The organism is Pseudomonas sp. NPDC089918 (assembly GCF_050280605.1).
GTDB lineage: Bacteria > Pseudomonadota > Gammaproteobacteria > Pseudomonadales > Pseudomonadaceae > Aquipseudomonas.
In genome coordinates this window covers 25,033-51,912 of the sequence record NZ_JBNNVP010000044.1, presented here as the reverse complement: position 1 = coordinate 51,912, position 26,880 = coordinate 25,033, and the positions used below count along the sequence as shown (strand labels likewise).

The window sequence follows — 26,880 nt, the reverse complement described above, 5'->3', positions numbered from 1 at the left end:
CTCAGCGCTGTGCTTCATTTATAGTGGCAGCTCGATTGCAGTCATTGTGTGGCTCGCTGTGACGCGCAGGATTTAATGCGCGGCAAATGACGCACGATGGCGTAGGGTTGTGGTCGAACCGATGAACTCAAGTGATTGAAAGGATACCGCCATGCTGGACTGGAAGAACCGCACAGGCAGCGCGCCTGAGCGTGCCGCTGAACCGAAATCGGCCACCCGCAGTTATTTTGGCGGCCTGTTGTTCAGCCGGGCGCTGGCTACTCTGATTGTTCTTTACCTGTTGGTGGCGATCGCGCTGGGCTGGTACTGGAGCCAGGAGCCGGCGCTGTTCCCGGTTCAGCAGAATGCCCAGGTGGCGGCCGAGAAAGAAGGCAAGCAGATGGTGGTCGGGTACACCACGGTGGAAACCCTCAAGACCGTTGCCGGTACTTTGCTGACCAAACCGGGTGGTTATATTTCCAACGACCGTTTCCCGCCGGGCCTGTGGATGGACAACATGCCGAGTTGGGAATATGGCGTGCTGGTCCAGGTCCGCGACCTGAGTCGTGCGCTGCGTAAAGACTTCGCCCGTTCCCAGTCGCAGTCCGCCGAAGACGCCGACCTGGCCAAGGCCGAGCCGCGTTTCAACTTCGACAACAAGAGCTGGGTGCTGCCCTCCAGTGAGTCCGAGTACCAGGAGGGCATCAACTCCCTGAGCCGCTATCAGGCACGTCTGTCGGGTCCTGATCAGAAAAGTGCGCTGTTCTATGCCCGCGCCGACAACCTGAACAACTGGCTGGGTGATGTGGGAACCCGTCTGGGTTCGCTGTCGCAACGGCTGTCGGCCAGTGTTGGCCGGGTCAAGCTCAACACCGCACTGAAGACTGAAGTCCCGGCGCTCGGTCAGGTGCCGCAGGTTGACGAAGAAGTCGTCGAAACCCCGTGGCTGCAGATCGATAACGTGTTCTACGAAGCCCGCGGTCAGGCCTGGGCGTTGTCCCACCTGCTGCGTGCCATCGAAGTCGATTTCGCCGATGTGCTGGCGAAGAAGAACGCCACGGTCAGCGTGCGCCAGATCATTCGTGAGCTGGAAGCTTCGCAAGAGCCGGTCTGGAGTCCGATGATCCTCAACGGCAGCGGCTTTGGTGTGCTGGCCAACCACTCGCTGGTCATGGCCAATTACATCTCCCGGGCCAACGCCGCGGTGATCGATTTGCGTCAACTGCTCAATCAGGGCTGAGTCATGGTCGATAGCTCCGTCGATGACATACGTGAGGCCGCCCATCGCGCGGCCTCCGATGCCGAACAGATCGCCTGGGTCGACGAGCAGGACAACCTGCTCGGCGCCCTGGTCCGCTCCGAGTTGCGTGAACGCGAGCTGATCGGGCGTGGCACCTACATCATGCTGTTCAATTCCGCCGGTGAGTTGTGCGTGCACCGGCGCACATTGAGCAAAGCGATCTACCCCGGTTACTGGGACGTGGCGGCCGGCGGCATGGTGTTGGCCACCGAGACTTACGCCGAATCGGCGGCCCGTGAGCTGGAAGAAGAGCTGGGCGTGAGCGGTGTGGAACTGACTGCCCATGATCACTTTTTCTTCGAAGACACCGGCAACCGACTCTGGTGCTCGGCGTTTTCGGCAGTGTGGGACGGCCCGTTGATCCTGCAGCCGGAAGAGGTGCTGGAAGCGCGCTTCATCCCGATCGATCAGGTCATGCTGGAAATCCAGCAAAAGCCGTACTGCCCGGACTCTTTGGCAGCCCTGAAGCGCTATCTTCGCGCCCAAGGGGATGACGTCGCAAAAGAGCTATAAATTGGCGCCGATTGGCTCTTAGCAAGTCGGCTTTTTGCCGTTACACTGCGCGACCTTTTCAAACTGAACCGGTAATACAGCGATGTATAACGGTCCAGTAGCGCTGCCCCTGCCTGAGTGGGGCTTCGCGGTCGATGGCTCCCTCCCGGGTTGCCGCGACCAGTCTTTGTCCTCCCAAGAGGATTGCCGGTGGCCAAAAAAGCCGCATCCTTCGCCGCCCTTGGTGGCCTGGTATTTTCCACCGACGCAGGTCGTCATTGCCCGGATTGCAGTCAACCGGTGGATGCCTGCATCTGCAAACAGACCGTTATCCCTGCCGGCGACGGCATTGCCCGCGTGCGTCGCGAAAGCAAGGGCCGTGGCGGCAAGACGGTGACCACTATCACTGGCGTGCCGTTGGCCGAAGAGGCGCTCAAGGATCTGGCCACCACGTTGAAAAAACGCTGTGGTACCGGTGGGGCGTTGAAAGACGGAATCATCGAAATCCAGGGCGATCATGTCGAGCTGCTCTTGGCCGAGCTGATCAAACACGGTTTCAAAGCGAAGAAGTCCGGCGGCTAGCAGCCTCTGTGAAAACCACCCTCGGCTTGATCCGGCCCCGATTCAATTCTGGTCTGGCGTCGTCTACATGGTTTTCACAGAGCCTGTTCTGACCGGTTTCTAAACTCAGCGCTGAATGCGAGGTCTATGCCCCTTGCATGCAGGCTAATCGTCATTTTCATTCTTTAGACTGCGCCGGCCTGAACCCAGGCGACGCTCTATGACTTCTTTATAGGGGACTTCGATGTCCGTACGACGCACACGCAAAGACGATGGCAGCCAATGGACAGTTGCGGACAGCCGCAGTGTTTACGGGATTCGCCATTGGGGGGCCGGGTATTTCGCGATCAATGACGCCGGTCGCGTCGAAGTTCGTCCGAACGGTCCGACCAGTTCGCCTATCGACCTCTTCGAGCAAGTCGACCAACTGCGCAAAAGTGGTTTGTCGTTGCCGTTGCTGGTGCGTTTCCCTGACATCCTGCAAGACCGCGTGCGTCAGCTCACCGGTGCATTCGACGCCAACATCGAGCGTCTGGAATACCAGAGCAAGTACACGGCGTTGTACCCGATCAAGGTCAACCAGCAGGAAGCGGTGATCGAAAACATCATCGCCACCCAGGACGTATCGATCGGTCTGGAAGCCGGCTCCAAGCCTGAGTTGCTCGCTGTTCTGGCGTTGGCACCGAAGGGTGGCACCATCGTCTGCAACGGTTACAAGGACCGTGAGTTCATCCGTCTGGCGCTGATGGGCCAGAAGCTCGGTCACAACGTGTTCATCGTGATCGAGAAAGAATCCGAAGTCGGTCTGGTGATCGAAGAAGCTGCGTCGCTCAAGGTCAAGCCGCAGGTCGGCCTGCGCGTGCGTCTGTCGTCCCTGGCGTCGAGCAAGTGGGCAGACACCGGTGGCGAAAAATCCAAGTTTGGCCTGTCGGCGGCGCAACTGCTGTCGGTGGTCGAGCGTTTCCGCGCTGCGGGCCTGGATCAGGGCATCCGCCTGTTGCACTTCCACATGGGGTCGCAGATCGCCAACCTGGCGGACTACCAGCACGGTTTCAAGGAAGCGATCCGTTACTACGGCGAGCTGCGCAACCTCGGCCTGCCGGTGGACCACATCGACGTCGGTGGCGGTTTGGGCGTGGACTACGACGGTACGCACTCGCGTAACGCCAGTTCGATCAACTACGACATGGACGATTACGCCGGTGTCGTGGTCGGGATGCTCAAGGAGTTCTGCGACGCGCAGAGCCTGCCGCACCCGAACATCTTCTCTGAAAGCGGCCGCTCCCTGACCGCCCACCACGCCATGCTGGTGGTTCAGGTCACCGACGTCGAGAAACACAATGACGACGTGCCGAAGATCGATAACAAGGAAGAGCTGCCGGAAACCGTACAGTGGCTGGTTGACCTGCTCGGCCCGACCGACATCGAAATGGTCACCGAGACCTACTGGCGCGCCACGCACTACATGAGCGACGTGGCCACGCAATACGCCGATGGCAAGCTGACCCTGGCGCAAAAAGCCCTGGCCGAGCAATGCTACTTCGCCGTTTGCCGTCGCCTGCACAACTCGTTGAAGGCCCGTCAGCGTTCCCACCGTCAGGTGCTCGATGAGCTCAACGACAAGCTGGCTGACAAGTACATCTGCAACTTCTCGGTATTCCAGAGTCTGCCGGACACCTGGGCCATCGGCCAGGTCCTGCCGATTTTGCCGTTGCACCGTCTCGACGAAGAGCCGCTGCGCCGTGCGGTGCTGCAAGACCTGACCTGCGATTCCGACGGCAAGATCAAGCAATACGTCGATGAGCAGAGCATCGAGACCAGCTTGCCGGTACACGGTCTGAACGAAGGTGAAGACTATCTGCTGGGGATCTTCCTGGTGGGTGCCTACCAGGAAATTCTCGGCGACATGCATAACCTGTTCGGTGACACCGACTCGGTGAACATCTACCAGAACGCCGATGGCAGCGTGTACCACGCCGGTATCGAAACCCACGACACCATCGAAGACATGCTGCGTTACGTGCACTTGTCGCCGGAAGAGCTGATGACCCACTACCGCGACAAGTGCGCCAGTGCCCGCATCAGCGCCGCCGAGCGCACCCAGTTCCTCGATGCCTTGCGTCTGGGCCTGACCCGCTCGTCTTACCTGTCTTCTTGAGGTAAGGCTCCGTTCTCATCGGGTTGTCTGAAAATTCTCCGTACAGTGAGGAAATTTCAGATGACCTGGTGCGGGGCTTCTCTTTTTTCAAGTGAAATGAACCACAGACCGGGCTATCCAAGCGATGTGGTCTTCTTTTCACGTAGGTCATTTCCTAAGTTGTATTTCGGCACTCTACTCGGCCATGTCTCTCAGCGAGAATCCCCGGCCGCCCCTCCTGTAGAGAATCGCCGATGTTCGATCCAGTCAACGAGCCGTCATTTCGTCTGGATATAGCGGGTCTTCCCGACCCCTTTGAGGTCTTGGCCTTTACCGGTAGTGAAGCCATCAGCGAGCCCTTTGTGTTCGACGTGGATCTGCTGAACGATGACCCGACGCTGGACCTTGCGAGCCTGCTGTATCGTTCGGCCTTTTTGCACTTCGGGCCCCAGGGGCAGGGTATTCACGGGCAGCTGCTTGGCCTCGTTCAGCTTGGCCATGGCGGTGAGCCCGGGCTATGTCGTGTGCGTCTCGGCCCCAGGCTGGCGTGTCTGGGCCAGCGCTTCAATCAGCGAATCTTCAGCCAGCGCTCGGTGCCGGAGATTCTCGCTCAAGTACTCAAGGAGCACGGCATTGCCGGTAAGGGGCGTCGCTTCGACCTGAGCGGCGATTACCCGCCCCGTGATTTCTGCACGCAGTACCGGGAATCAGACCTGCAGTTTCTCCAGCGTCTGTGTGCCCAGGAACGCCTTCATTACCATTTCGAACACTGCGCACGCGCAGGACACTGTCTGGTTTTCGGTGATGGCCTGGGGCAGTTCAGTCGTGGCGAAGAGAGCGTCTTTGAGGGTGAGAGCGAACGGCCAGGAGTGCATCAGTTCAAGCTTCACGGCTGCGGTCAGATCGCCGAAGGCCAGACGAATCTGGCGACGCTGCGCAGCGGTCAACTGATGCCGCTGTCCGGCCACCCGTGTGTGGACTGCAATCGTCTCTGGCTACTGACCCATGTCGAGCATCAAGGGGGGCAGGAGCCAGGGTTTCCCTATAGCAATCAACTGCGCGCCGTTGTGCAGGAAGTGCCTTTCGTGGCAGATCATTCGGTCATGAAACCCAGGATGCACAGCCTGCAACGGGCGTGGGTAGTCGAGGTCGATGAGTCTCAACCGGATCTGTCCAGACCGGTAGCGGTGCAGTTTGACTGGCTTTATCAGGGGGAAGGCGCAGCGCCCAGCCACTGCTGGTTGCCGTTGGCTCCCGAGTTGGGAGACGCGGGCAATCTGCCGTTGTGCGAAGGCGCGCAGGTGCTGGTGAGCTTTATCGAAGGCGATCCGGATCAACCCTTGATCAGCGGATTTCTTCCCGGCGCAGCGTCGAGCACAGAGCCAGTCATACCCGACCTGCAACCTTCCTTGGTGACCGATGCGAACCTGGCGCTCGACGGCTTGCTGGGCATGCTGCAATCCAGCGAACCCTTGGTGCTCCTGTGCCTGCTGCCCGGCGGCGGCAGTTTCAGTCATTGCACGCAGTCCTTCTGCACCTGTCGGGCGGCGACGCAGTTTGGCCAGAGCGGTGCGGCATGATCGCCGCTCTGGCGTCCGACTCGACTGCGCAATGGTTGTTGCTCGATGTTCCGGGCGAGCCTCAGGCCGGTGCGAATTTGCGGCAACAGTTTGCTCATGCCCGATGGTTCCGCCTGTTCGAAGGCACTGAGTTTCACCCGTTGCGTGAGTACGGCCCGGTATTGGTCGACCTTCGCGAATGCCCGGCACTGACCGAGTTATGTCAAAGTGCGCCACACATCTGGAGCGGATTGCTGCTAGCCAGTGAAGCAACGCCATCGCAGTTGCTGGAGCATTTGCGACGCATGCTCACGGTCACGCTGGGTCTGCATCACCGGGCCTTGTTGAGTTACTACAATCCACACACGGCGAGTTATTTTTTCGATGCCTGCGATGCGCAGGAGTTGAGTCGCTGGCTCGGTCCGATCGATCAGTTGCGCTGGTTCGGTGGCACCTGGGCCGACCGGGCGATAGGCTGTCAGGGCTGGCAGCAGTTGTTCAATCCGCGGCTTGCCGTCCGGCCGCTGGCCATTGAAGAAAACCTCAGCCTGCGTCAGCGAGACACCTTGCAAACCTGCCTGCTGGAACAACACGCCTGGCGCTGGAGCCGATCCACTGACACCGGCTACAACAGCTTGTGGGCTTACTTGCAGGAAGGGCTGGCGCTGGGTTTCAGCGAACGTGCGGTGCTCGATGACTGGTTATGGCTGCGCTTGCAGCATCCCGACGCAGTGGCCGGGCAGCCATTGTCGGGAGCCAGCCAGCAGGAGCGTCTCGATAGCCTGCGCAACCGGTGGCAAAACGATCAACCCTGAACGTGAAGGCCGGCCCTCGTTATCCTTTGAACCAGCTATCGTGCTTGCGCAAGTACCAGGCGAATGCACCAAGGGTCAGGCTGCGCAGCAACATGAACAACAGGAAGGTTATCCACAGTCCATGGTTGCCCAAGCCTTGCAGCGCCCAGGCGAAGGGCAGCAGCAGGATCACCGTCAGCAGCATACCGTTGCGCATTTCCCGGGCGCGGGTGGCGCCGATGAACAGACCGTCGAGCAGGTAGCTCCAGACGGCAATCAGCGGCAGCACCGCGAGGTAAGGCAGGTATAGGAATGCGGTATCGCGCACGCTCTGGATGTCCGTCTGCATCTGGATGAACAGGTGCCCGGCGAACAGAAACAGCAAGGCAAACCCCACACTCGCCAGCAACGACCAACCGCACGCCACCACCAATGACCGACGCAGGGCTTCTCGGTCGCGAGCACCGATGGCGTGTCCACACAGGGCTTCTACGGCATGAGCCAGACCGTCCAGCGCGTGGGCGGTCAGCAGCAGACCGTTGAGCAGCAACGCGTTGGCGGCGACCGTGGCATCGCCCAGCCGCGCGCCTTGCACGGTGATCAGGAAAAACACTGACTGCAATGCCAGGCTGCGAATGAAGATGTCGCGATTGACCGCCAGCAATGGGCGCCAGCTCTGCCACAACGCCAGCGCTGCCCAGGCGATATGGCCGGGATAGGCGCGCAGAGCCTTGCGGGTCATGAACAGGCCGATCAGCGCGCCGGTCCACTCGGCGATCACCGAGGCCCGGGCCGCGCCGACCACGCCCCACTCCAGACCGAGCACGAACCACAGGTTCAGCGCGATGTTGACCAGATTGGTGCTCAGCAGAATCGCCAGCGGAGCCCGAGCGTTCTGGGTGCCGAGGAACCAGCCCACCAGCGCGTAGCTTGCCAGCGCCGCCGGCAAGCCAAACAGCCGCGTGTGGAAGAACTCGCGGGTGAGCTGATCCAGCTCGGCCGACGGTTGCATGAAGTGCAACGCGACCCCGCTCAACGGCACGCCCACTGCGCCCAACACGATGGCCAGGCCCATGGCCAACAACAGACCCTGGAGCAAAATTTGCCGCAACGCTGCGCCATCCCCGCGCCCGGCAGCCTGGGCGGCGAACCCGGTGGAGCCCATGCGCAGAAAGCCCATGGCCCAGGCAAGAAAGGTATACAGACTGGCGCCCACCGCGACAGCGCCGAGTTGATGAGCATGGGGCAGGTGGCCGATGACGGTACTGTCGACCAGCGCTACCAGCGGTACGGAAATGTTCGAGAGAATCATCGGGGCGGCGAGCGCCCAGACTCGACGATGGGTCGGACGGTCGCGCCAGTCGGCAATCAGGTTGGGCATGCAGGCTCCTTGGGGGCGCCTGCATTGTAGCGACAGATTGTGTTCAGCCAAGTGAACGCAATCTACAAAACATCACAGATCCAATGTGGGAGCGGGCTTGTGTGGCGAGGGGGCTTGCCCCCGTTCGACTGCGAAGCAGTCGTAAAACCGGTCACCGCTTTCTAATCCAAGATCGTGGTCAGCTGGATTCAGGTGCGCTTCGCGCCCCAACGGGGGCAAGCCCCCTCGCCACACAAGCCCGCTCCCACATTGATGGTGGGTTGCCTTAATGAACAATCCAGCTCAGCAACCACAATCCCAGCAGCAACCAGATAATCCCCATGATGATCGACGCGTTCATGAAGGCGCGGATCGCTGCCCACAGCAACATCAGCCCGATGATCAGCGTGATGATGCTGATGATCGAAGTGTCCATGCCCAGCGCCTGGGCCAACCCTTCGACAAAATTGCTGCCGGCGTTGCTCAACAGATTGAACAGACCACTGAGGGCATCGATGATGAACCGGATGGCCGAACCGATTATCTGGCCGAGCCATTCGAAAAAGCTTTCTACCTGCATGTGTACGTCCTGATGGAGTGGTGGCGTGGTTGCCGGATCCGACCGTTGGGCTATTGATCGTGTTACCGAGTTCCCGTAGGAGCTGCCGAAGGCTGCGATCTTTTGGAGTATGGCGCAAAGTGCGCAGGCACAACGCTGCTACTTGCCTTCACCCGCCATCCCCCTGAAGCTATACGCCTTCAGGAGAGCCCGATGAACCTTGTTGAACTGACCGAACGCCTGCACGCCATTCGCGATCGCAATGACTGGCGGCAATTTCACAGCCCGAAAAACCTGGCCATGGCCGCGAGCGTGGAAATGTCCGAGCTGGTGGAGATTTTCCAGTGGCTGACCGAAGACCAGTCACGCCAGTTGCCGGCAGACAAGCTCGCCCATGTCGGGCAGGAAGTCGGCGACATCGTGTTGTATCTACTGCTGCTGTGCAGCGAGTTGGGGTTGGACATGAATGAAGTGGTGCGTAGCAAACTCGCGGACAGCGAACGGCGGTTCAGCTGATGGGCGACCGTCATTTCGATCAGTTGGCGACCCGTTTCGCCGAAAAAATCTACGGTGGCGCCAAAGGTGCGATCCGGCTCGCGGTGCTGCAGGCCGACCTGGCCGAAGCCCTGCCGGACCGACCGCTGCGTGTACTGGACATCGGCGCCGGCCTGGGCCACATGTCGTTGTGGCTGGCCGAGCGCGGTCACCAGGTGACCCTCGCCGAACCTGCCGAACCGATGCTTGAAGGCGCCCGCCAGCGCTTCGCCGAAGCGGGGCAGACCGCGACGTTCATCCAGGCGCCGTGGCAGGATCTGCTCGGTCAGCTCACTGAACCCTACGACCTGGTGCTATGCCACGCCGTGCTGGAATGGCTGGCCGAACCCCATGCGATTTTACCGGTACTGCATCAGTTGACGAAACCGGACGGCTGGTTGTCCCTGGCGTTCTACAACCGCGATGCGTTGATCTACCGCAACTTGCTAAAGGGTCATTTCCGCAAGATGCGCAAGAACGACATGGCCGGCGAAAAGCAAAGCCTGACGCCGCAGCAGCCACTGGATCCACGGGAACTGGCGGCGCAACTTGAGAGCATGTGGCAGGTCGAAACCCAGAGTGGGGTGCGGGTTTTTTATGACTACATGCCAGTGGAATTCCAGGCCCGTGTCGAACTGCCGGACTTGCTGGAAATGGAACTGGCCCACCGCCGTCACCCAAGTTTCGCCGGGCTTGGGCGCTACCTGCACTGGATCTGTCGGCCGATCTGAGCGGAGCGCGAAATGAAAAGTCGTTCAGGGTTACTGGTGATCTGTCTCGGGTTGGCGGCTTGTCAGGGCAGCAACCCTTATGTCGCGACCTCCAATCCCCTGCCACCGGCACCGCCTCAGGCCGCCACCACCTTCGATCGCAGCGCCTACCCGGCGCCGCCACGCGATTACGGCCGCTATCGCAGCTGGGCCTGGCTCAACGGACGCCTGCCACCGGGCACGGCCTGGGCCGACTCGGCGCAGGTGGCCGAAGCGGTCAGTAATGCCCTGGATCAATGCGGCTTGCGCCCACTGCACGACAACCGCCCGGCGGACCTGTTGGTCAGCGCCGATTTGCATCTGGAAACCCGCTTGCGTCAGGTGCAGGACGACTATGGTTACGGCGGGGGTTATTACGGCGGCGGTTATAACCGCTACGGCAGCGGTTACGGCATGTACAACACGGTGCCGGTCATCCGCACTTATCAGGTACAAGTCGTGGTGGTGCGTGTCGAACTGTTCGACGCGAGCACTGGCCAGCCGGTATGGAGTGCCAGTGCCGAAACCAGCAGCCAGGGCAGCCAGAGCGAGCGTGCCGATGCCATACGCGAAGCTGTCGAAAAGGCTATGTCGGCGTATCCTCCTAGTTAGCTTCCCGTACAGGAAGCCTCCCGCAGGTGCATGTCTTCTACCGGAGAAAAATCATGTTCCGCCGTTTCGCTTTACTGGCCATGGCCGCGCTGCTCACTGCCTGCGCCGCCAACCAGGTCAATCATGACTTCGATGCCAGCCGCGACTTTGCCGCCTATCGTAGCTGGAGCTGGAAAGAGCCCGCCGTGCAATACCGTCCCGATGATCCACGGATCAAGAGTGACCTGACCGAACAACGCATCCGCCAGTCCGTTGCCGATCAGCTGGATCAGCGCGGCTTGCGTCCGGCCGCCGCCGGCGCCAGTTCGGATCTGAGGGTGCAGGCCTACCTGATCGTCGAAGATCGTCAGCAGCAGGTGACCACTCACTATGGCGGTGGTTATGGTGGTCCATGGTACGGCTACTGGGGCGGGCCGATGTACAACGAAACGCGCAACATCAGCTACAAGGTGGCGACCATTCAGATCGACCTGCTCGATGGCAAGGACGGCAAACTGGTGTGGCGCGGCAGCGACGAGCAGACGCTCAGTCGCACACCGAACCCGCAGGATCGTAGCAATAAAATCCACGAGACGGTCGGGCGGATATTGGCGAACTATCCACCGCGCTAAACCGACACCACAGATCCGTTGTGGCAGCGGACCTGTGGCGAGCGAGCTTGCTCGCGTTGGGCTGCGTAGCAGCCCCAAAAATCTGACAACCACTGCCGATTTTTGTGAGCGCTACGCACTCAAGCGGGAGCAAGCTCCCTCGCCACAGGTTTCTCTGATTCAAGGCTCTCTTTTGTGAACAGCATTGCCCTCCGACATTGAGTTTTTGTTGTCTTGGATGGCGAGTTGCCAGCAATCTGGCCAACCCTTGTCTACACTGCTTCTCACCAATGGAGGTAACCCTCGCCAGTGCGCCGGCAAAGGAGTGCGCCATGTCTCCCTGCTTGCAGTTTCGTAGCCCGGCCCGGCAACGGGGAGCGATTGGTTTGATGGCGGTGCTGACCCTGGGCATGGCCTTGGTGTTCTTGCTGGTCGTGGTCGATAGCGGCCGCCTGTACCTGGAAAAACGCAGCTTGCAACGGGTGGCGGATATGGCCGCGCTGGAGGCTGCCACGCGTAACGGTGATTGCGCCGTGGGTGCCACCGCTACCGCCTATGCCACCGCCAGTGCAAACCGCAACGACTTCTCCCTTCCTGACTCCAGCCGCAGCTTGGCGGTAGCCTGTGGCACCTTGAGTCTGGACGCCAATAATCTTCGGGTTTTTACGGCTGATCCGAGCAGCAGCGAAGCCATTCGGGTGAGCGTCAGCCATTCGATCCAGCAAAGTATCGTCGGCGGCATCGGCGCCCTGTTCGGCGGTCCTCCAGCCGGTGCGACCCTCAACCTGACCGCGACCGCCGTCGCAGCGTTGCCACCTCCACTGGCATCGCTGACCATTCGCAGTACGGTGCTGACTATCGATACCAGCAAGTCGGCCACCCTCAATGGACTGTTCGGTGGTTTGCTGGGCAGCAATCTGAACCTCTCCGTAGCGGGCTGGAACGGTTTGGTGAGCACCAACATCAGCCTGCTCGGTTACCTCGATCGACTGAAGGTCGACCTCGGCCTCAACGCCGCAGGGTATAGCCAGGTGTTGGGCACTTCGGTGGCCGTCAGCCAGTTGATCCAGACTGCCGTCAATGTGCTGGACCCAAGCGGCACTCTCGGTGCGACGGCGACCATCGTCGGTCTGCAAGCACTCAAGGCTGCCGCAGGCTCCACGACCGTGGTGCTGGGCAATTTGTTGCACGTCGAGAATGGCAGCAACATGTCGGCGTTGGCGACTAACGTGAGCGTGTTCAACCTGATCGAAGGCATCGTGCAACTGGCCAACAAGGAAAACGGTCTGGTGGCGACGCTGCCGATCAATCTGGCGGGGCTGGCGCAGATCACGGCTCGGGTGCAGGTCCTGGAGCCGCCGCAACTCTCAGCGATCGGCAATCCGAAAAAGGCTGCACTGAACCCATTGGGACCTGACCGGATTTACGTGAGAACCGCGCAGGTTCGCACATTGCTGTCGATCGACTTGCCGGCACTCGACGCCATCGTGGCGCTGGTCAATGCGGTAACCGATCTGGCAGGACCGCTGACCAACACCCTCAATGCGTTGCTCAATCTCAATCTGGTGGCGGTGCTCAACTCACTGACCTGTGCCTTGAGCGTGCCCTGCCAGACGCCCGACATCAAGGTGTTGCCGGGGCCAATACGGCTCGACGTGGCACTGGAGGTCGCCAGCGCCAGCAGTTACGTCACGGCCTACAGCTGCGTCAGTAACACCAACAAAACCCTGACCACCAGCACCAGTACGTCGCTGGTGAACCTGAAAATCGGCCGGATCGATGCGGCCAGCATGTTCGGCAGCAACACCACACCGCCGACGGTCACGGTGCAGCCGTTGAAGGTGATCGATATCGGGATCAAAACCTGTCGCAGGCTTCTGTTCTTACCGATCACTTGCGATCCGCGTGTGCCCGGCGTCGGTGGCGGCATCGATATCGTTGCCGACACTAGCGTGGCGGCGAACGCCAACATTTCCCACGTGTACTCCGCACCACCCGCCAGCAGCCTGCCGGAAATCAATCAGCCGCCGTTCTACTACTCGTTTACCACCAGCAGCATCGTCAGCAGTCTGCTCAATACCCCGCTTAATATTCACGTGGACATGTATGGCCCGTCGGGCAGTCTCGTCAGCGGTCTGGGGGCGATCCTGAGCAATGTGACCACTTTGCTGGTCAGCGCGATCAACAGCGTGCTCAGCCCGTTGCTCGACAGCTTGATCAACACCTTGCTGGTAAGCCTTGGGATCGATTTGAACAAGGTCGACGTCGGCGCCAACCTCAGCTGTCACTCGGGACGCGCGACGCTGGTGATCTGATCACCTGTGACAATCGGCAACTCGATACAAAACCGCGCGCCCTCGGTCGAGTTTCTTACACTCAACTTACCGCCCATGTTTTCGACGATGCCGTAACTCACCGACAACCCGAGCCCGGTGCCGATGCCCACCGGTTTGGTGGTGAAGAACGGTTCGAAAATCCGCTCCAGCAGCCGTGGATCGATGCCGCCGCCGTTGTCCTCGACCCACAGTCGCACTGAGTGTTCATCACGTTCGGCGTACACCGAAATCCACGGTTTGAACTCCCGGTCGGCCTCGCGCTTGCCCAACAATGCATCCCGCGCATTGACCATCAGATTGATCAGCACCTGTTCCAGCTGATCGACGTAACCGCGTACCTGCACCTCGAATCCGGTCTCGCTGACCCGCAGCTCGACCCCTTTGCCGCGCATGCCTTCGGACAGCAGTGACAGCGTGCCCTCGATGGCTTGAGCCGGATTGAACGGGTGTTGCTCGATCTCCGAACGCCGACCGAATACCCGCATGTGATCCACCACCCGTGCGGCACGCTGGACTTGAGCGTCGATGCGGTTGAGCTTGTCTGTCAGGTAATCGATTTGCGCGTCACCATTGCTCAGGCGCTTGAGCACATTGACGATGGCCATGCGCATCACGTTCAGCGGCTGATTGATTTCATGCGCCAGCCCGGTGGCCATTTCGCCGAGAGTGGCCATTTTCGCGCTCTGGGTGAGCTGTTGTTGGGCGCGCCGGACTTCGGTGTTGTCACGGCCCACGGCTTGAATCTCAAGCAAGCGACCCTGCTCGTTGAACACCCCGCGATCCGACCAGACCCACCACGCATGTTCCCGTCCCGGCAGTTGCAGGTTGATTTCCGCGGTACTGACCGGGAACTCCGGGCTCAGTCGACTGAGCCGCTGGAGGAACGCTTCGCGCTGTTCCGGCGACATCCAGCTGCCCAGGTTCACCCCCGGCAGTTGCTCGGGTTGGCATTCCAGGTAGGTCGCCAGCGGGCGGTTGCCGAAGGTCAGCGTCAGGTCTGGAAGGTAGCGGCAGATCATCGCCGGGGAATCCTCCACCAGGATCCGATAGCGCTCTTCACTCTGTTTTACTTGCTCGGCGGCCAGGGTCGCTTCGGTGACATCCAGCCACAGGCCCACAGCTTCCACCGGCAGCCCGAGGTCATCGCGCAGCAGTTTGGCTTCGTCCAACAGCCAGTGATAATCGCCGCGACTGTCGCGCAGCCGATAACGGGCTCGCACCGAACCTTCGCGCAGCAGTTGCCGGGTGCGCTCGAAATAACCGTCACGGTCCTCGGGGTGGACCCGTTCCACCAACGCGCCGGCGGCGCAATCGGCGAGCGACCAACCGAGCAGCGGCAACAGGCTGTCGCTGAAAAATGTCGGTTGCAGCGCACCTTCGACATAGCGCTGTACGTAGATCACCGCCGGCGAACTGGCAATCAGATTGTCCAGCCGGGCATGGGCGGCAGCGGCGTTCTGCTCCTGATTCTTGATGTCGCTGATGTCGAGCATGAAACCCACCAGCCGCCGGTTTCTGCCGATGCCCAGGGCCTGACCTTGCAGCCGATACCAGATCGGCGTTTGTGCCGCGTCGGGACGATGCAGGCGTACGCACAGCAGCAACGGTGCGCCTTCATCCTGCAAGGTTTGCAGGCGAATCGTCAGCTCTTCACGGTCGGCGGGGTGGATCTGGTCGAGCCAGTCGTGCAGCGGAAAACGCGTGCTCGCAAGGTTGAGCGTACCGGCCAGCGATGGCGCCAATTGCACCTCGGCGTTGTCACTGAAGACCTCCCACCAGCCGGTGCCGAGCAAGGCTTGCAGAGACTCCAGCCGCTCCAGTTGCAGATGGTGCTGATGCTCGTGCAAGCGCTCAAGCAGCGGGCCGGCCAGGGCGGCGGTGAGTTGCAACCAGTCGCGCTCGCTCAGATCCGGGGCACGCTGTTGCACCGGGTAAAAACCACAGAGCAGCCAGGCCACCACGCCCCGGGCATTGTGGTAAGGCACCGCGAACCCTTCGGCATTGCCGAAGATGCCTTGCAGGCGCGGGTGTTCGCTGGGAATCAGCGGCTGAGGGGCGGAGCCATTCAAACTGTCGAGGCCGGTACCCAGACGTTGATCGATTTCCCACAACAGTGGCGCATCGAAGGCCGCGTAATGCTGGTGAATCAGCCAACCCTCGGCCTGTTCATCGAGCAACGCCATGGCGATGCAGGGGATCTGAAAGCGCTGGGCCAGACCTTGCAGTTGCTCCGCCAGCACCTCGGGCAAGCGCGTCAGGCTGCACAGGCGCAACTGTTCACTGACCTGCGCCGCGAGCAACTGGCATTGTTCACGGCTGCGCGCTTGTCGACGTTCGAGCAGCAGGTCGCCGATGTCGATCAACTGCAACAGCCAGTTTTCGCCCAACGGCTGCACCCAGCCACGCAGATGCAGCGGTTGTTCGCCGAGGCTGAAGAAATCCAGGTCCAGGCTTTGTCCTTGCCACTCGGCGGGTGCGCCTTCGACCGACAGGGCGCTATGGGGCATGAGGTAATCGAGCAGGTGCGGTGCCTGCGCGCCGGGCATTTGTTGCGCCAGCAGATGCCGCAGCGGGCCGGTCAGCTGAGTCACTCGGCCTTCGTCATCCAGATGCAGCTGCAAACCGACACGTTGCACGCTCGGAGGGCTCGGAGGGTCAGCACTGATCGAGGGCTGCTGCGGTTGGCGATTGAGCAGGCGCCCGAAGAGCTTGTCCCCGGAACTCAAAATTGCAGGCTCGAGCGGGCGGTAAGGGTCGCCGGCAGATTGGGCACCGAGCCGATCCCCGGCAGCACCAGAAACGGCAGGACCTGATTCAGTTTACTGGTGGGGTAACTGATGGTGACCGTCAGCACGCCACCGATGTAGGTGGCACTGGCGTCAGTGGCCACATTGAAGTTCAGCGCTGCGGGAATCCAGGCCAGTTGCCGGGTCAGTTCGTTGGTGGCAACGGTTCGCACGGCGGTGTCGAAATTGGCGGTGCCCGGGTCCAGCGCCACACTGCGGCGCACCGCTTCGGCCGTCGATTGATTGAACGATTGCATCAGCAACAGCGGCAGGCTGTAACTGACCAGACCATAAAACACGGCGAAAAAGATGATGAACACCAAGGCGAACTCAATCGCCACGGCACCTTTTTGTTTGCGGGGGAGGCCTGTTTTCATGAGTGCGTCTACCCTGACCATCACGACGTAGTATCAGCATAGAATCATTCAGCCAAAACGGACGTTTTTTACCGGATGCAGAACTTTGTCCTACTTATCTGGCTGACGCTCTGCGCAGCACAGGATGTCCGAGAGCGGCACATCGCCAATGGCCTGACCCTTGGCGTGGGTGTATTGGCGCTGACGTATCTGTTGTGGACGGGCACCACATGGTTGGGGGCCGAGGCGGTGCAGGGCGGCTGGGCTTTGTTGTTGGCACTGGCCTTCACCTTGCCCGGTTATGCATTGAAACGTCTGGGGGCGGGCGACGTGAAACTGATGGCGACGCTGGGCCTTGCGACGGACGGTATGCACCTGCTCGGCGGCTTCATCGGTGCCGGATTGGCCAGTGCATTCTGGCTGCTGTTGGCGCCAAGACTCTGGCTGTATATGGGGCAGGGGCTTAGGGATCGACTTCGTTACCTGGGACCGGGAACGTCAAAAAAACAGCCCTTTGCGCCGTTCGTATTGGTGGGCATGTTGCTCACTCTGGTCTGGATGCATTAGTCGCCGGGCGCCACTCGTTCTATATACATAGTTGGAAAGTGCGTCTACTTTCAAAACAGTTGTTGTACAGCCTGTGGGTAGTGGGTACAGGAACGGTCAAGCCATACTTGGCATGGAGTGACACGTGAACAAGCTTATCTCGGCAATAAAAGTCCTTGTGGTCGATGACGAACCATTGATTGTCGAAGAACTTTGCGAGTTCATCGAGCGCAATGGTTATCGCTGTGTTCCTTGCCAGTCCGGCAAGCAGGCGATCGAGCGTTTCAGTGAATACGAGGATATCGGTCTGGTGCTCTGTGATTTGCGGATGCCTGACATGGATGGCATTCAGCTTGTCCAGGCGCTGCAACGGCTGTCCGGCAAGCATCGGGCGTTCGAGGCGATCATGCTCACCGGCCGCGCAGACAAGCAGGACGTGATCAAGGCCTTGCGCGCCGGGTTCGCCGACTACTATCAGAAACCGATTGATCTGGATGAGTTGCTCGAAGGTTTGCAGCGCCAGGAAGTGGTCTTGCAAGAGCGGCAGAAAAACCTGCAGTTGGGGCATTTAAGTCAGAAGCTGCAGTACCTTTGTGAGTCGATCGACGAGCTGTATCAGGATCTGGACAAGGTTCGTCGGGGGCCATCCTCTGTGCCTTTGCCGGATTCGGCTGGCGGTGCATTCAGTGAGGCGGAGCGGGTGGAGATGCCGGCGGTTTTCAATCAGCTGTCGCCGCGGCAGCTGGAGGTGGCGCGGTTGGTGGGCAAGGGGCAGACCAATTATCAGATCGCGTGTGAGTTGGGGATTACCGAGAACACGGTGAAGCTTTATGTATCGCAGGTGTTGCGGTTGACGCATATGCATAACCGCACGCAAGTGGCGTTGGCGTTGTCGCCTGGTAATGCTGGTGTGCGGCGGCTTACTGCGCACTGAGTTTTTTGAAGGCTGCAATCTTTTGATCTTGGCGGCCTTATAGCCGACCAATCTTTCTCTGATACACACCGTTCAACTGTGGGAGCGGGCTTGCTCGCGAAGGCGGCCTGACAGCCGACCTGTATTTTGTTGACTGAGTACATATCCATTTCTGCGGTAACGGCCGCTTATGGTTTCGCCCTTACGGCGAGTCCCTTTTGGCAAACGCCCCAAAAGGAACCAAAAGGTCTCGCCCCAAGCGTCCGGCCCCTCGCCTAGGCTCGGCGTTCCTTCGCTCCGGTATCCATCTGGGGGCATCGCCCTACGGTTGGCTTCGCTTCAACCTACATGCGATGAGTTCGACTGCGTCGAACGGCGCTGCGCGCCAATCCCCAGATGAACACCTCCACTCAGCCTCCCGAAGGGGCGGGTAGATCAAAATCAAAAGCTGCAGGCGAGCTAACGCTCGGCCTGTTGAGTGGTGAGGGGCGGGTGTACGCCGCTCCATTGTGGGAGCGAGGCTTGCTCGCGAAGGCGGCCTCAGAGGCAACGATGTTTATCGATCAGTAAAAACATCAGAACCTTCCCACATGTTTTTCAGGTTGCCCGTCGGACGCTGCGTCTCTAGCCTTTGTCCGTCGCTGACAATTCAGCGTCCGGGCGTCGCGGCTCGATTCTTGAGGCATAATCGCTCCACCAAACCACAACACTTTTGGGTGTCTGTCGTTTCGTGTCATGGCGACTGTGCGCGGGATACCTTCGGGTATGCCGAGATATGCCTCTGGGATCGGTCCGCGAACCCGCGTACAGCTGCCACCCCAAATTGCGTCGCGGCAATTTGGAAGTGGCTCCATTTCATCCCGGAGGTGTCACCATGTTCAAAGCAACCCCAAATCCCCCAGAAACCGACGACGTTTCCCCCTACGAATCCCTCGATTCGAAAAAACTCCACGACGCCGCTAACCGCGCGCTTGATCACTACCTCAACCCCTCCGCCCTCAAATCCCCCGCGGCCCGCAAGCCGAGCACGATGTATATGGTCGCGCCGGATATCAAAGACGAAGACCTGCTAGCCCACACCTGTGAATCGTTGGCCCAGGCCAGTGTGATGGCGGGTGATTTTGCGGGGTATCTGGAAGGGCCGCACCGGCACACGGCGATGGCGATTCAACAAATCGTCATGCTGGCAGAACTGGCGGTGAATCGGATGCTGGATAACGTGGCCATACCAAAACCCGCGCCACACAGCTGATCCCCTGTAGGAGCGATCTGTGGCGAGGGGGCTTGCCCCCGTTTGAGTGCGTAGCACTCACAAGATCTTTAGTACACCAAAGATTTTTGGGCCGCTTCGCAGCCCAACGGGGGCAAGCCCCCTCGCCACAGTGAGCTTTCAACGACCAAAGGCCCGGGCCAATGCGGTGAAGCTGGGGCCAGCCAGTACGATCAGCAGCGCCGGGAAGAGAAACAACATCATCACCACGGACATTTTCGCGGACATCTTGGAGATGTATTCCTGCAAACGTGTCAGGCGCCGGTCATCGAGCAGCATTTTGAGTCCCAGCAGTGATTTCATGGCGCCGCCGCCCTGGTGGATCAATTGCTGAAGTATCACGCAGGTGTCGGTGAATTCGTCCACCGCCAGTAACTGGGTGGCCTTGTTCAGTTCTTCGCCCAGCTCCAGGCCGGAATCGACCCGGGTCAGTATCAGGCGCAGCTCATGGGTCAGGGCCGGCAGTAACTGTTTGCCTTCGATGCTCAGTACTCGCAGCGACTGCTCCACCGCCATGCCGGATTCGAACAGGATGCGCAGCAGCGGAATGAAGGTCGAAATCTCGATCGCCAGTTGTCTTTGCCGACGGTACGCGGCGGCGGCCAGCAAGCGTTTGGGCAGCAAGTAACCGAGGGCGGTGGCGAAGGCCGGGGTGATCCAGTGGTTGTTCACCTGCGGGAAGAACACGCTCTGGATCAACAGGCTCAGGACCAACGCAAGCACCGGTATGCCGATCTGGCAGGCAGCGAACAGCGAGCGTTGCCGGGCGCTGCGCCAGCCGAGGCGGTTGAGCAGCATTTGGGTTTCGTTGTCCAGTTTGACCGAGCGTTGACCGATACGGCTGTTGCCCAGCGCTTGCAACCAGTGACTGACGCGATGGTCGTTCAGCGGTTTGCCGTCCAGTCGTTGAGCCACTTGGCGAGCACGCCGATGTTGGTCCAGCAGCCCACTGAGCAGCAACAGCGTGGCCCCGAGAAACAACAGTGCGCTGATCAGCAGGGCTATTTTCATACGCTGCGCAACATGCGCCACAGAGCCAGGCAACCCACAACCTGCAGGCCAAACGCGGTCGCGAGCATCATTTGCCCCGAGCTGCTGTTCCACATGGCGAGCAGGTACTTCGGATTGGACAGCAAGAGGTAGCCGGCGAGCCCCACAGGCATCAGGGCCAGCACTATCGCCGTGATGCGGGTTTCGCCTGTCATGGCGCGCAGTTGGCGCGCAGCCTGGTCGCGTTCACGGACCATTTTGATCAGGTTCTCAAACAGCTCACTGGCATTGCCGCCGTAGCGGTGATTGACCTTCAGGCCCAGTGCGAACAAGCGAAACTCGTCCTTCTCGTACAGTTCGGCGAAGTCCGTGACAGCGTCAGGCAGGCTGACGCCCAGGTGCACGTTGCGCTGAACCCGGCCCATGGCGTTTTTAAGTGGGTCTTCGGCGGCGTCGATGGCGACCAGCACCGCATCGGCCAGGGTGCGTCCGGACTTCAGACTTCGCACGGTGTGATCGAGCAACGGCGGCAGTTGTTCGATCATGCGCTTTAGCCGGCGCTGGTAGCACCAACTGATGTACAGCCGCAGAGCCAGAGGTGGCATCAGCAACAACGCCAGCAAACCGATCCAGCTTGCGAGGGCAAACCCCAGCAAAATGCCCACGGCCCAGAGCAACAGCCACAACCCCAGGCGCTCGGTGGGACGACCGAGGCCGGCGCGTAGAAAGGCCCGTTCCAGGCCAGCCCAGGATGATTTCGCCACCGCCAGTTGCGGTTGTCCCTGCATCAAGCGACCGAGGGTTCGATCGATGCCGGTCTGGCGCAGGCCGTTGTAGAACAAACGGATCGATAAACCCAGCAATGCCAGGCAAATCAGGATGAGCAGCGCCGGTTTGAGCATGCCGTGATCCTTAGTGCGATAAGGGAGAGAGCGCCGATTCGCGACGCAGCTTTTCGCCGGCGGGGTTGACCGCCTCGCGCAGAAAACCGAAACCGGTGCGTCGGTCGAAGCGGAACAGCGTATTGGTCACATACACGTCATCACGAATACCCACGACCTCCACCACTTCACTGACGCAGCGGCGGCCATCGGGCAGGCGCGTCAACTGGATCACCACGTCCAGCGCCGCACAGATCATTTGCCGCAGCGTGCGCTCAGCGATGGTGCGTCCGGTCAGGCCCACCAGGGTCTCCAGGCGCAACAGCGCATCCTGGGCATTGTTGGCGTGCACGGTGCTCATGGAACCGTCATGCCCGGTGTTCATCGCCGTGAGCACGTCGACCACTTCGACGCCGCGAATCTCGCCGAGGATGATCCGGTCCGGGCGCATCCGCAGTGCGTTGCGAATCAGATCGCTGGCCTTCACTTCGCCGTGGCCTTCGGCATTCGGCGGTCGGGTTTCCAGGCGTACCACGTGAGGATGACCGAGTTGCAGTTCAGCGACGTCTTCAATGGTGACCAGGCGTTCGTGAGGGGCGATCAACTGGCTGAGAATGTTCAGCAACGTGGTCTTGCCGGTGCCGGTACCGCCGCTGACAAGGATGTTGCAGCGCTTGCCCACGGCCTCCTGAATGAACTCAAAGATCGCTTGATCGATGGTTTGCATCGCCATCAGATCGGAGCTTTTGAGCATGTCCTTGCGGAATTTTCGAATCGACAGGCACGGGCCATCGAGGGCAATGGGCGGGATGATTGCATTGACCCGGCTACCATCGGGCAAACGCGCATCGACCATCGGTGAAGACTCGTCGAGCCGTCGGCCCAGGGGCGCGAGAATCCGTTGCATCACCCGTTCGACGTGGTGGTCGTCGATGAATCGCAGGTCACTCAGGTGCAACACACCTTCGCGTTCGACGAACACCCGGTGCGGGCCGTTGACCAGAATTTCGGTCACCGTCGAGTCACGCAGCAGTACCTCCAGGGGGCCGAAACCGGTGAGCTCGTCGACGATTTCCTCAGCCAGTCGCTCCATCTCATAACGGGAAATCGCCAGGTGCAGACGGGCGATGTACTCGGCGACTTTGTCGATGACGAACTGCGACAGCATTTGCCGCGAACCTTCCAGCAGGTTTTTCCCGGACTCTTCGATGGCGTCGATGATGTAGCGGTGCAGTACCAGTTTCAGGCCTTCATGGTCGGTATTGCCGGCCGGCCCGTGGGAGGGGGCGCCGAAAAGTTTTTTCCCGCTCATGGCGTGCCCCTCAATCGGTCGAACCAGCCAGCCTTGGGTTTGTCCAGGTCTTCGGAGCGTTTGGCCAGTCGTTCGCCGAGGGCACGCAGGCTTTGGGTCAGGTTTTCGCGCGGGGCCAGCTCGAACAGGCTCACCCCCTGATTCTTGGCGTTGAGCCGTACTTCCGGGCTGTAGGCAAGGACCGCCATAACCTCCATGCCAAAGCTTTTGCTCAAGGTATCGGAGTCTGGCGCGACATTGCGCAGATAGCGGTCAACCAGCAACCTGGCGTGTTCGAGTTTGAGGCCTTTTTCGCGCCAGCGGCCGAGCACCTCAAGGTTGCGTCGGCAGTCGAGCACATTCTGATCGGTGTACCACAGCAACTTGTCGCAATGGCTGACGAAGGTACGCAACGCTTCGCTGTCCGACTGGCCAGTGAGGTTCACCACGATGTGCTGGAAATGCTGACGCAAGGCGCTGAGCAGCATGTACAGCTCGGCGGCACTGGTCTGTTCCAGTGGTTCGTCGTTGCTGGCGTAGGCGAGAATCCGCAGCCCGGCGTCACACGTGGTGAAGGCACTGTCGATCAGCGTCGCGTCCAGGCGCCGCAGATGGCGCAACGCATCGCCAAAATGAAATGAGCTCTCCAGCCCCAGCAACGCAAGGCTGTCGCCACGTGGCAGCCCCAGGTCCAGCAACAATGTCTGCTGTCCGCTCTTTTGCACCACGTGCGCCAGGTGGTTGGCGAGCAAGGCGCCGTCGGCATTGCTCTGCGCACCGTAAAGCACGGTCAGGCCACCCTGTTGACTCTGTTGCATATTCGGCGTCACGGTCGGCAGGCGTTTGCTCAGGCGTCGCACCAGGCCGGCAACTTCACTGGAACGTGAACCGTAAGAAACGAAATCCCGCGCACCGGCGCGCATGGCATTGAGCACGAGTTGGTTGTCCAGGCCGTCGCCCAAGGCAACGATTGCCAGCATCGGTTTGGCTTCCAGGGCACCCTCGATCAACGCGCTCTGGGCCACCACATGCTCCCGGTCCAGACCCACGAACACCAGGCTGGCGAAGGTCACGTCCACCAGCGTCAAGAGTTCATCGAGGTTGCCGCCACCGGCGCTGATCACTCGGCCCAAAGGGGCAAGCGCACCTTGCAGCCACTCGAAGTCGGTGCTGTTGCGCGTGATCGCGAGGAACGTCTGACTCAGGTTCTGGGGCTGGCTCATTGCAATAATCCACCGCATGTATCGAAGCAGCCGTTGTCGAGCAAGTACTGCGTGAAACGTCTGCGCATGGAGAAGCGTCCTCGCTCGATTCAGGGCGTTTGTTGGGTGACTTCATTGCCGCGGATGACTTCCACGCTCGTCTTGCGCGGTGCTGCGCCGCCGGTGGCGGGTTTGGGTGTGCCGGCCAGGGCCAGTTGACTGAACTGCACCAGTTCGCGATTGGCACTGGCCAGGCTCGCCTTTGAATCGCGGTTGCCAGCCCAGTATTGGTTCAGACGTTTTTCCTCGGCGCTGCGCACGGCCAGGCGCAAAACCCCGACCTGAGCCGCGAGCATCAGGCGACTCAAGAGGGGTTCGGGGACGGCAAGCAAAACGGTGCGAGCGCTGGCGCGCAGTTGTTCTTGCTTGAGTCGTTCTTCGTGACTGCGCGCCGGGTTGGCAGGCAGGCCATCGTTCATCAGCCCCAACTGGTCGCCGACACCCAGCACCCGCAACGCCGGAATCACCACCTGGGCCGATTGCTGGAGGTTGTTGGTGTCCATGCGCAGAAACAGCAAGACGTCGACATAGTCGCCGGGGCTCAGTTGACCACCGACATTGACCACGTCATCCGCCGCCACGGCGAGGGCACGCTCATCGGGGCGGATCATTCGCGCCAGCGCACCGCCGGTTTCGAAACTTTCATCATTGAGCCAGCTGCCGGCAGTCAGCGTGCGCCAGGGCGTACGGCCAATGGCTTGATCGAGACGGGACAGGCTGCCGGCCGGGGCGGTACGGAGTTTCTCCAGAGTCACGTCGGCGGCGCTGATTTGCTCGAACGGCGCGATGTCACGCAGCAGCACAACCACTGGCTGGCGAGTCGGGTCGTCTGCCGGTGCCAATATCGGGGCCGATGACGTGCCGGATTGCGCGACGGATTGCGCGACGGATTCGGGTGCCGGTTGGCGACTCAGCGCCAGCCCCCAGTAACCGGCAATGAGGGCGCCTACCAGAAACAGCCCGGCCAGGCCCATGGTGACGCGGCTGTTCATGACGGCTCTCCCTTTCCTGCTGCGTAACGCCCCCAAGAGTTCTAATGAGATGACTTCGCAATCAGGCAGCTATGAACATCGAACTATTTCGCTATTTGACGGTAGCGCAGGTAGAGCAAAAAGCCATTACAGGGCGGTAAATATCTGACAAAAGTAACGGACTGAAGCCAAAAGCACTGTTTTATGACGCCAGTGAACCGGTTATTACTTAAGTATTAATAGGTTCTTACAGTTGTTGGTCTGGGGTTTGCCGACAATGCTGATGCTGGCATAGGGGAATCATGTTGCGGCCGTGCAACACCCTCCTGTCATAGGAGACACGTCATGCCCTTTACTAAAGTGGTTCAGAAGATCAAATCCGAAATCATTTTGTTCAAATACCTGGCCAAAGATACGGAAGGTGCCTCGGGCATCGAATACGCGATTATTGCGGGTATGGCAGCGGTTGCATTGGTGGTGTTCATGGAACCTATTTCGGGAGCGGTAACCGATATTTTTACCGTGCTCCGGGATTCGCTAGTGCCTCCTGCTCCTTGATGCCGACAGCTTGCTAACCTGCCAGGGCGGTTCTAACGTCAACGCTTAGTCCATTGCAGGTGTTTATTTATGAATGCTCCCGCGCTGCTACGCCAACAGCTGCTTCTGGTCGACGATGAGGAGGATGCGCTGCTGGAACTGGCGGAGTTGCTGGAGGGCGAGGGCTTTAGTTGTTTTACGGCAACGTCGGTCAAACTCGCCCTTCATCATTTGACTTGTCACCCTGATATTGCGCTGGTGATTACTGATTTGCGGATGCCGGAGGAGAGTGGCATGTCGTTGATCAAGCGGTTGCGTGAGCATACGGCTCGCCAGCATTTACCGGTGATCGTGACGTCGGGGCATGCGGATATGGATGATGTGAGTGATATGTTGCGGTTGCAGGTGCTGGATTTGTTTCGCAAGCCGATTTATCACGTGCGGTTGTTGGAGACGTTGAATAATTTGTTTCCAGGGGTGGTCAGTTCCTGAGTCGGCCCCCTCGCCAATCCCCAGATGAAGAGCGGTATGAGGATTTTTGATCGTTCCCACGCTCTGCGTGGGAACGCCTCTACGGACGCTCTGCGTTCGGCTCTTGGGACGCGGAGCGTCCCGGGCTGCATTCCCACGCAGAGCGTGGGAACGATCAGACCGAACCATCAGGCAACAGGCCGCCACTGCCCCACCATATGTTCCAGATCCCCCGCACCCATCAACTGAAAATCCCCGCTGGACCCCGCCGCACTGGACATCAGCGTCACTTCACTGGGTAGGCGCACCGGTTTCCTGAACTGCACCGCAATCTCGACGTTTGCCGTCGGCAAATGATCGCTCAGGGCTGCCAGCGTACGCGCCTTGTTCCACAGGCCATGGGCGACGGCACTAGGGAAACCGAAGAGTTTCGCGCTGATCGTACTCAGGTGGATCGGGTTGTAGTCTCCGGACACCTTGGCGTACCGCCGGCCAATGTCCGCGGGTGCTTTCCAGTGAGCCACTTCGGTCAGCGACAGCGTCGATGCAAACGCTTCCTCGACCGGCTCGCCTTCCAGTTTGACGCCGCGACAGAGCATCTTGCTTTCCGCCTCCCACAGCACGCCCAACTGATCGTCGAGCGTCGTCACCAAATCGAACGTCGCCCCCTTGGCATGAGGTTGCAGGTTCTGCACGTTCACGCTGACCCGCACCCGGTGCACACCGCCCATGGGGCGCAAGATGCGGATGCGATTGCTCAAGTGAATCAGCCCCAGCAGCGGGAAAGGAAACGCTTTGGCCGTGAGCAATTGCATCTGCAAGGCAAACGCCAGGATGTGTGGATACGTCGGTGGTAGCAGCCCATTGTCGGCGAAACCACACACCTTGCGATAAGCCTCCAGGCGATTCGGATCGACATTGACCCAGCAGTGATAACCCAGGTCAGGCAGAGTGGTGCCGGTGATTTTGCGGCGCGTTGCCGCCTTCACATACAGCGTTTGCAGGCCCGGTTCGCTATGGAGAGTGTGCCAGTCGGTGGTCATG

Annotated in this window: 26 protein-coding genes; 16 read left to right on the top strand and 10 right to left on the bottom strand. The window is 60.2% G+C overall.

Annotated elements, in window-relative coordinates:
- Positions 1 to 151: 151 nt before the first annotated feature.
- The 6 genes from ACQKPC_RS24995 (at position 152) to ACQKPC_RS24970 (ending at position 6,843) form a co-directional block, all read left to right on the top strand.
- Positions 152 to 1,219: a DUF2333 family protein gene (locus ACQKPC_RS24995; protein WP_008011254.1), complete on the top strand. Its 1,068-nt coding sequence runs from the start codon at positions 152 to 154 to the stop codon at positions 1,217 to 1,219.
- A gap of 3 nt (positions 1,220 to 1,222) precedes the next feature.
- Positions 1,223 to 1,792, top strand: a complete 570-nt coding sequence (locus tag ACQKPC_RS24990) for an NUDIX hydrolase (RefSeq protein ID WP_427627048.1) — start codon at positions 1,223 to 1,225, stop codon at positions 1,790 to 1,792.
- Between the two features lie 189 nt (positions 1,793 to 1,981).
- Complete coding sequence (locus tag ACQKPC_RS24985) at positions 1,982 to 2,353, top strand: translation initiation factor Sui1 (protein WP_427627046.1); 372 nt, start codon at positions 1,982 to 1,984, stop codon at positions 2,351 to 2,353.
- Positions 2,354 to 2,576: 223 nt separating this feature from the next.
- Positions 2,577 to 4,490: an arginine decarboxylase gene (gene speA / locus ACQKPC_RS24980; RefSeq protein WP_007907445.1), complete on the top strand. Its 1,914-nt coding sequence runs from the start codon at positions 2,577 to 2,579 to the stop codon at positions 4,488 to 4,490.
- 233 nt (positions 4,491 to 4,723) lie between these two features.
- The gene (locus tag ACQKPC_RS24975; protein WP_427627044.1) at positions 4,724 to 6,049 is read left to right on the top strand and encodes a type VI secretion system Vgr family protein; all 1,326 of its coding nucleotides are present in this window, start codon (positions 4,724 to 4,726) and stop codon (positions 6,047 to 6,049) included.
- Positions 6,046 to 6,843, top strand: a complete 798-nt coding sequence (locus ACQKPC_RS24970; protein ID WP_427627042.1) for a DUF4123 domain-containing protein — start codon at positions 6,046 to 6,048, stop codon at positions 6,841 to 6,843. The genes ACQKPC_RS24975 and ACQKPC_RS24970 overlap by 4 nt, the downstream gene beginning before the upstream one ends.
- A gap of 19 nt (positions 6,844 to 6,862) precedes the next feature.
- On the opposite strand, the gene ACQKPC_RS24965 is transcribed toward ACQKPC_RS24970, so the two are convergent.
- Together ACQKPC_RS24965 and ACQKPC_RS24960 are read right to left on the bottom strand one after the other, a co-directional pair.
- Positions 6,863 to 8,203, bottom strand: coding sequence for an MATE family efflux transporter (locus ACQKPC_RS24965; protein ID WP_427627040.1), 1,341 nt, complete (start codon positions 8,201 to 8,203; stop codon positions 6,863 to 6,865).
- A gap of 265 nt (positions 8,204 to 8,468) precedes the next feature.
- On the bottom strand, positions 8,469 to 8,762 hold the full coding sequence (locus tag ACQKPC_RS24960) for a hypothetical protein (RefSeq protein WP_063341672.1): 294 nt from the start codon (positions 8,760 to 8,762) through the stop codon (positions 8,469 to 8,471).
- A 192-nt stretch (positions 8,763 to 8,954) separates the two neighbouring features.
- Between ACQKPC_RS24960 and ACQKPC_RS24955 the strand changes: the two genes are divergently transcribed.
- The 5 genes from ACQKPC_RS24955 to ACQKPC_RS24935 all read left to right on the top strand — a co-directional run bounded on the left by ACQKPC_RS24955 (position 8,955) and on the right by ACQKPC_RS24935 (position 13,541).
- A complete protein-coding gene (locus ACQKPC_RS24955; RefSeq protein ID WP_095634107.1) occupies positions 8,955 to 9,257 on the top strand; it encodes a MazG-like family protein in 303 nt (100 codons plus the stop codon).
- Positions 9,257 to 10,006: a methyltransferase domain-containing protein gene (locus tag ACQKPC_RS24950; protein ID WP_427627037.1), complete on the top strand. Its 750-nt coding sequence runs from the start codon at positions 9,257 to 9,259 to the stop codon at positions 10,004 to 10,006. Before ACQKPC_RS24955 ends, ACQKPC_RS24950 begins: the two co-directional genes overlap by 1 nt.
- A gap of 12 nt (positions 10,007 to 10,018) precedes the next feature.
- Positions 10,019 to 10,636 carry a DUF4136 domain-containing protein gene (locus ACQKPC_RS24945; RefSeq protein ID WP_427627035.1) on the top strand — a complete coding sequence of 206 codons (618 nt, stop codon included), beginning with the start codon at positions 10,019 to 10,021 and terminating at the stop codon, positions 10,634 to 10,636.
- 53 nt (positions 10,637 to 10,689) lie between these two features.
- Complete coding sequence (locus ACQKPC_RS24940; RefSeq protein WP_427627033.1) at positions 10,690 to 11,247, top strand: DUF4136 domain-containing protein; 558 nt, start codon at positions 10,690 to 10,692, stop codon at positions 11,245 to 11,247.
- 311 nt (positions 11,248 to 11,558) lie between these two features.
- Positions 11,559 to 13,541 carry a pilus assembly protein TadG-related protein gene (locus tag ACQKPC_RS24935; RefSeq protein WP_427627031.1) on the top strand — a complete coding sequence of 661 codons (1,983 nt, stop codon included), beginning with the start codon at positions 11,559 to 11,561 and terminating at the stop codon, positions 13,539 to 13,541.
- Here ACQKPC_RS24935 and ACQKPC_RS24930 read toward each other — a convergent pair.
- Positions 13,511 to 16,288 (bottom strand): ATP-binding protein, encoded by a 2,778-nt coding sequence (locus ACQKPC_RS24930; protein WP_427627029.1) that lies wholly within the window; start codon positions 16,286 to 16,288, stop codon positions 13,511 to 13,513. The genes ACQKPC_RS24935 and ACQKPC_RS24930 overlap by 31 nt on opposite strands.
- A complete protein-coding gene (locus ACQKPC_RS24925; RefSeq protein ID WP_427627027.1) occupies positions 16,285 to 16,725 on the bottom strand; it encodes a TadE/TadG family type IV pilus assembly protein in 441 nt (146 codons plus the stop codon). The genes ACQKPC_RS24930 and ACQKPC_RS24925 overlap by 4 nt, the downstream gene beginning before the upstream one ends.
- A 75-nt stretch (positions 16,726 to 16,800) precedes the next feature.
- Between ACQKPC_RS24925 and ACQKPC_RS24920 the strand changes: the two genes are divergently transcribed.
- The 3 genes from ACQKPC_RS24920 (at position 16,801) to ACQKPC_RS24910 (ending at position 19,415) form a co-directional block, all read left to right on the top strand.
- A complete protein-coding gene (locus ACQKPC_RS24920; protein WP_427627025.1) occupies positions 16,801 to 17,271 on the top strand; it encodes a prepilin peptidase in 471 nt (156 codons plus the stop codon).
- A gap of 124 nt (positions 17,272 to 17,395) precedes the next feature.
- The gene (locus ACQKPC_RS24915; RefSeq protein WP_427627023.1) at positions 17,396 to 18,184 is read left to right on the top strand and encodes a response regulator; all 789 of its coding nucleotides are present in this window, start codon (positions 17,396 to 17,398) and stop codon (positions 18,182 to 18,184) included.
- Between the two features lie 853 nt (positions 18,185 to 19,037).
- Positions 19,038 to 19,415, top strand: a complete 378-nt coding sequence (locus ACQKPC_RS24910; RefSeq protein WP_427627021.1) for a DUF6124 family protein — start codon at positions 19,038 to 19,040, stop codon at positions 19,413 to 19,415.
- Positions 19,416 to 19,553: 138 nt separating this feature from the next.
- Here ACQKPC_RS24910 and ACQKPC_RS24905 read toward each other — a convergent pair whose 3' ends face one another.
- The 5 genes from ACQKPC_RS24905 to cpaB form a co-directional block, all read right to left on the bottom strand.
- A complete protein-coding gene (locus tag ACQKPC_RS24905; RefSeq protein ID WP_427627019.1) occupies positions 19,554 to 20,444 on the bottom strand; it encodes a type II secretion system F family protein in 891 nt (296 codons plus the stop codon).
- Complete coding sequence (locus ACQKPC_RS24900) at positions 20,441 to 21,325, bottom strand: type II secretion system F family protein (protein WP_427627017.1); 885 nt, start codon at positions 21,323 to 21,325, stop codon at positions 20,441 to 20,443. Before ACQKPC_RS24900 ends, ACQKPC_RS24905 begins: the two co-directional genes overlap by 4 nt.
- Before the next feature lie 10 nt (positions 21,326 to 21,335).
- Positions 21,336 to 22,616 (bottom strand): CpaF family protein, encoded by a 1,281-nt coding sequence (locus ACQKPC_RS24895; protein WP_427627016.1) that lies wholly within the window; start codon positions 22,614 to 22,616, stop codon positions 21,336 to 21,338.
- On the bottom strand, positions 22,613 to 23,818 hold the full coding sequence (locus ACQKPC_RS24890; protein WP_427627014.1) for an AAA family ATPase: 1,206 nt from the start codon (positions 23,816 to 23,818) through the stop codon (positions 22,613 to 22,615). Before ACQKPC_RS24890 ends, ACQKPC_RS24895 begins: the two co-directional genes overlap by 4 nt.
- 89 nt (positions 23,819 to 23,907) lie before the next feature.
- A complete protein-coding gene (cpaB, locus tag ACQKPC_RS24885; protein ID WP_427627012.1) occupies positions 23,908 to 24,849 on the bottom strand; it encodes a Flp pilus assembly protein CpaB in 942 nt (313 codons plus the stop codon).
- A gap of 324 nt (positions 24,850 to 25,173) precedes the next feature.
- Here cpaB and ACQKPC_RS24880 point away from each other — a divergent pair, with 324 nt between their 5' ends.
- Entirely contained in the window at positions 25,174 to 25,386 is a 213-nt protein-coding gene (locus ACQKPC_RS24880; RefSeq protein ID WP_427627010.1) for a Flp family type IVb pilin, read from the top strand.
- 69 nt (positions 25,387 to 25,455) lie between these two features.
- Complete coding sequence (locus tag ACQKPC_RS24875; protein ID WP_427627008.1) at positions 25,456 to 25,857, top strand: response regulator; 402 nt, start codon at positions 25,456 to 25,458, stop codon at positions 25,855 to 25,857.
- A gap of 167 nt (positions 25,858 to 26,024) precedes the next feature.
- Here ACQKPC_RS24875 and ACQKPC_RS24870 read toward each other — a convergent pair whose 3' ends face one another.
- Positions 26,025 to 26,879, bottom strand: coding sequence for a MaoC family dehydratase (locus tag ACQKPC_RS24870; RefSeq protein ID WP_427627006.1), 855 nt, complete (start codon positions 26,877 to 26,879; stop codon positions 26,025 to 26,027).
- Position 26,880 lies beyond the last annotated feature (1 nt).

Excerpts from the sequence above, each read along its gene's own strand:
- ACQKPC_RS24895 (WP_427627016.1), bottom strand. The coding sequence starts at position 22,616 with ATGAGCGGGAAAAAACTTTTCGGCGCCCCCTCCCACGGGCCGGCCGGC.
- ACQKPC_RS24910 (WP_427627021.1), top strand. The coding sequence starts at position 19,038 with ATGTTCAAAGCAACCCCAAATCCCCCAGAAACCGACGACGTTTCCCCC.
- ACQKPC_RS24890 (WP_427627014.1), bottom strand. The coding sequence starts at position 23,818 with ATGAGCCAGCCCCAGAACCTGAGTCAGACGTTCCTCGCGATCACGCGC.
- ACQKPC_RS24945 (WP_427627035.1), top strand. The coding sequence starts at position 10,019 with ATGAAAAGTCGTTCAGGGTTACTGGTGATCTGTCTCGGGTTGGCGGCT.
- cpaB (WP_427627012.1), bottom strand. The coding sequence starts at position 24,849 with ATGAACAGCCGCGTCACCATGGGCCTGGCCGGGCTGTTTCTGGTAGGC.
- ACQKPC_RS24935 (WP_427627031.1), top strand. The coding sequence starts at position 11,559 with ATGTCTCCCTGCTTGCAGTTTCGTAGCCCGGCCCGGCAACGGGGAGCG.
- ACQKPC_RS24870 (WP_427627006.1), bottom strand. The coding sequence starts at position 26,879 with ATGACCACCGACTGGCACACTCTCCATAGCGAACCGGGCCTGCAAACG.
- ACQKPC_RS24900 (WP_427627017.1), bottom strand. The coding sequence starts at position 21,325 with ATGCTCAAACCGGCGCTGCTCATCCTGATTTGCCTGGCATTGCTGGGT.
- ACQKPC_RS24940 (WP_427627033.1), top strand. The coding sequence starts at position 10,690 with ATGTTCCGCCGTTTCGCTTTACTGGCCATGGCCGCGCTGCTCACTGCC.
- ACQKPC_RS24965 (WP_427627040.1), bottom strand. The coding sequence starts at position 8,203 with ATGCCCAACCTGATTGCCGACTGGCGCGACCGTCCGACCCATCGTCGA.
- ACQKPC_RS24920 (WP_427627025.1), top strand. The coding sequence starts at position 16,801 with ATGCAGAACTTTGTCCTACTTATCTGGCTGACGCTCTGCGCAGCACAG.
- ACQKPC_RS24875 (WP_427627008.1), top strand. The coding sequence starts at position 25,456 with ATGAATGCTCCCGCGCTGCTACGCCAACAGCTGCTTCTGGTCGACGAT.
- ACQKPC_RS24995 (WP_008011254.1), top strand. The coding sequence starts at position 152 with ATGCTGGACTGGAAGAACCGCACAGGCAGCGCGCCTGAGCGTGCCGCT.
- ACQKPC_RS24925 (WP_427627027.1), bottom strand. The coding sequence starts at position 16,725 with ATGAAAACAGGCCTCCCCCGCAAACAAAAAGGTGCCGTGGCGATTGAG.
- ACQKPC_RS24950 (WP_427627037.1), top strand. The coding sequence starts at position 9,257 with ATGGGCGACCGTCATTTCGATCAGTTGGCGACCCGTTTCGCCGAAAAA.
- ACQKPC_RS24960 (WP_063341672.1), bottom strand. The coding sequence starts at position 8,762 with ATGCAGGTAGAAAGCTTTTTCGAATGGCTCGGCCAGATAATCGGTTCG.
- speA (WP_007907445.1), top strand. The coding sequence starts at position 2,577 with ATGTCCGTACGACGCACACGCAAAGACGATGGCAGCCAATGGACAGTT.
- ACQKPC_RS24905 (WP_427627019.1), bottom strand. The coding sequence starts at position 20,444 with ATGAAAATAGCCCTGCTGATCAGCGCACTGTTGTTTCTCGGGGCCACG.
- ACQKPC_RS24975 (WP_427627044.1), top strand. The coding sequence starts at position 4,724 with ATGTTCGATCCAGTCAACGAGCCGTCATTTCGTCTGGATATAGCGGGT.
- ACQKPC_RS24955 (WP_095634107.1), top strand. The coding sequence starts at position 8,955 with ATGAACCTTGTTGAACTGACCGAACGCCTGCACGCCATTCGCGATCGC.
- ACQKPC_RS24880 (WP_427627010.1), top strand. The coding sequence starts at position 25,174 with ATGCCCTTTACTAAAGTGGTTCAGAAGATCAAATCCGAAATCATTTTG.
- ACQKPC_RS24990 (WP_427627048.1), top strand. The coding sequence starts at position 1,223 with ATGGTCGATAGCTCCGTCGATGACATACGTGAGGCCGCCCATCGCGCG.
- ACQKPC_RS24970 (WP_427627042.1), top strand. The coding sequence starts at position 6,046 with ATGATCGCCGCTCTGGCGTCCGACTCGACTGCGCAATGGTTGTTGCTC.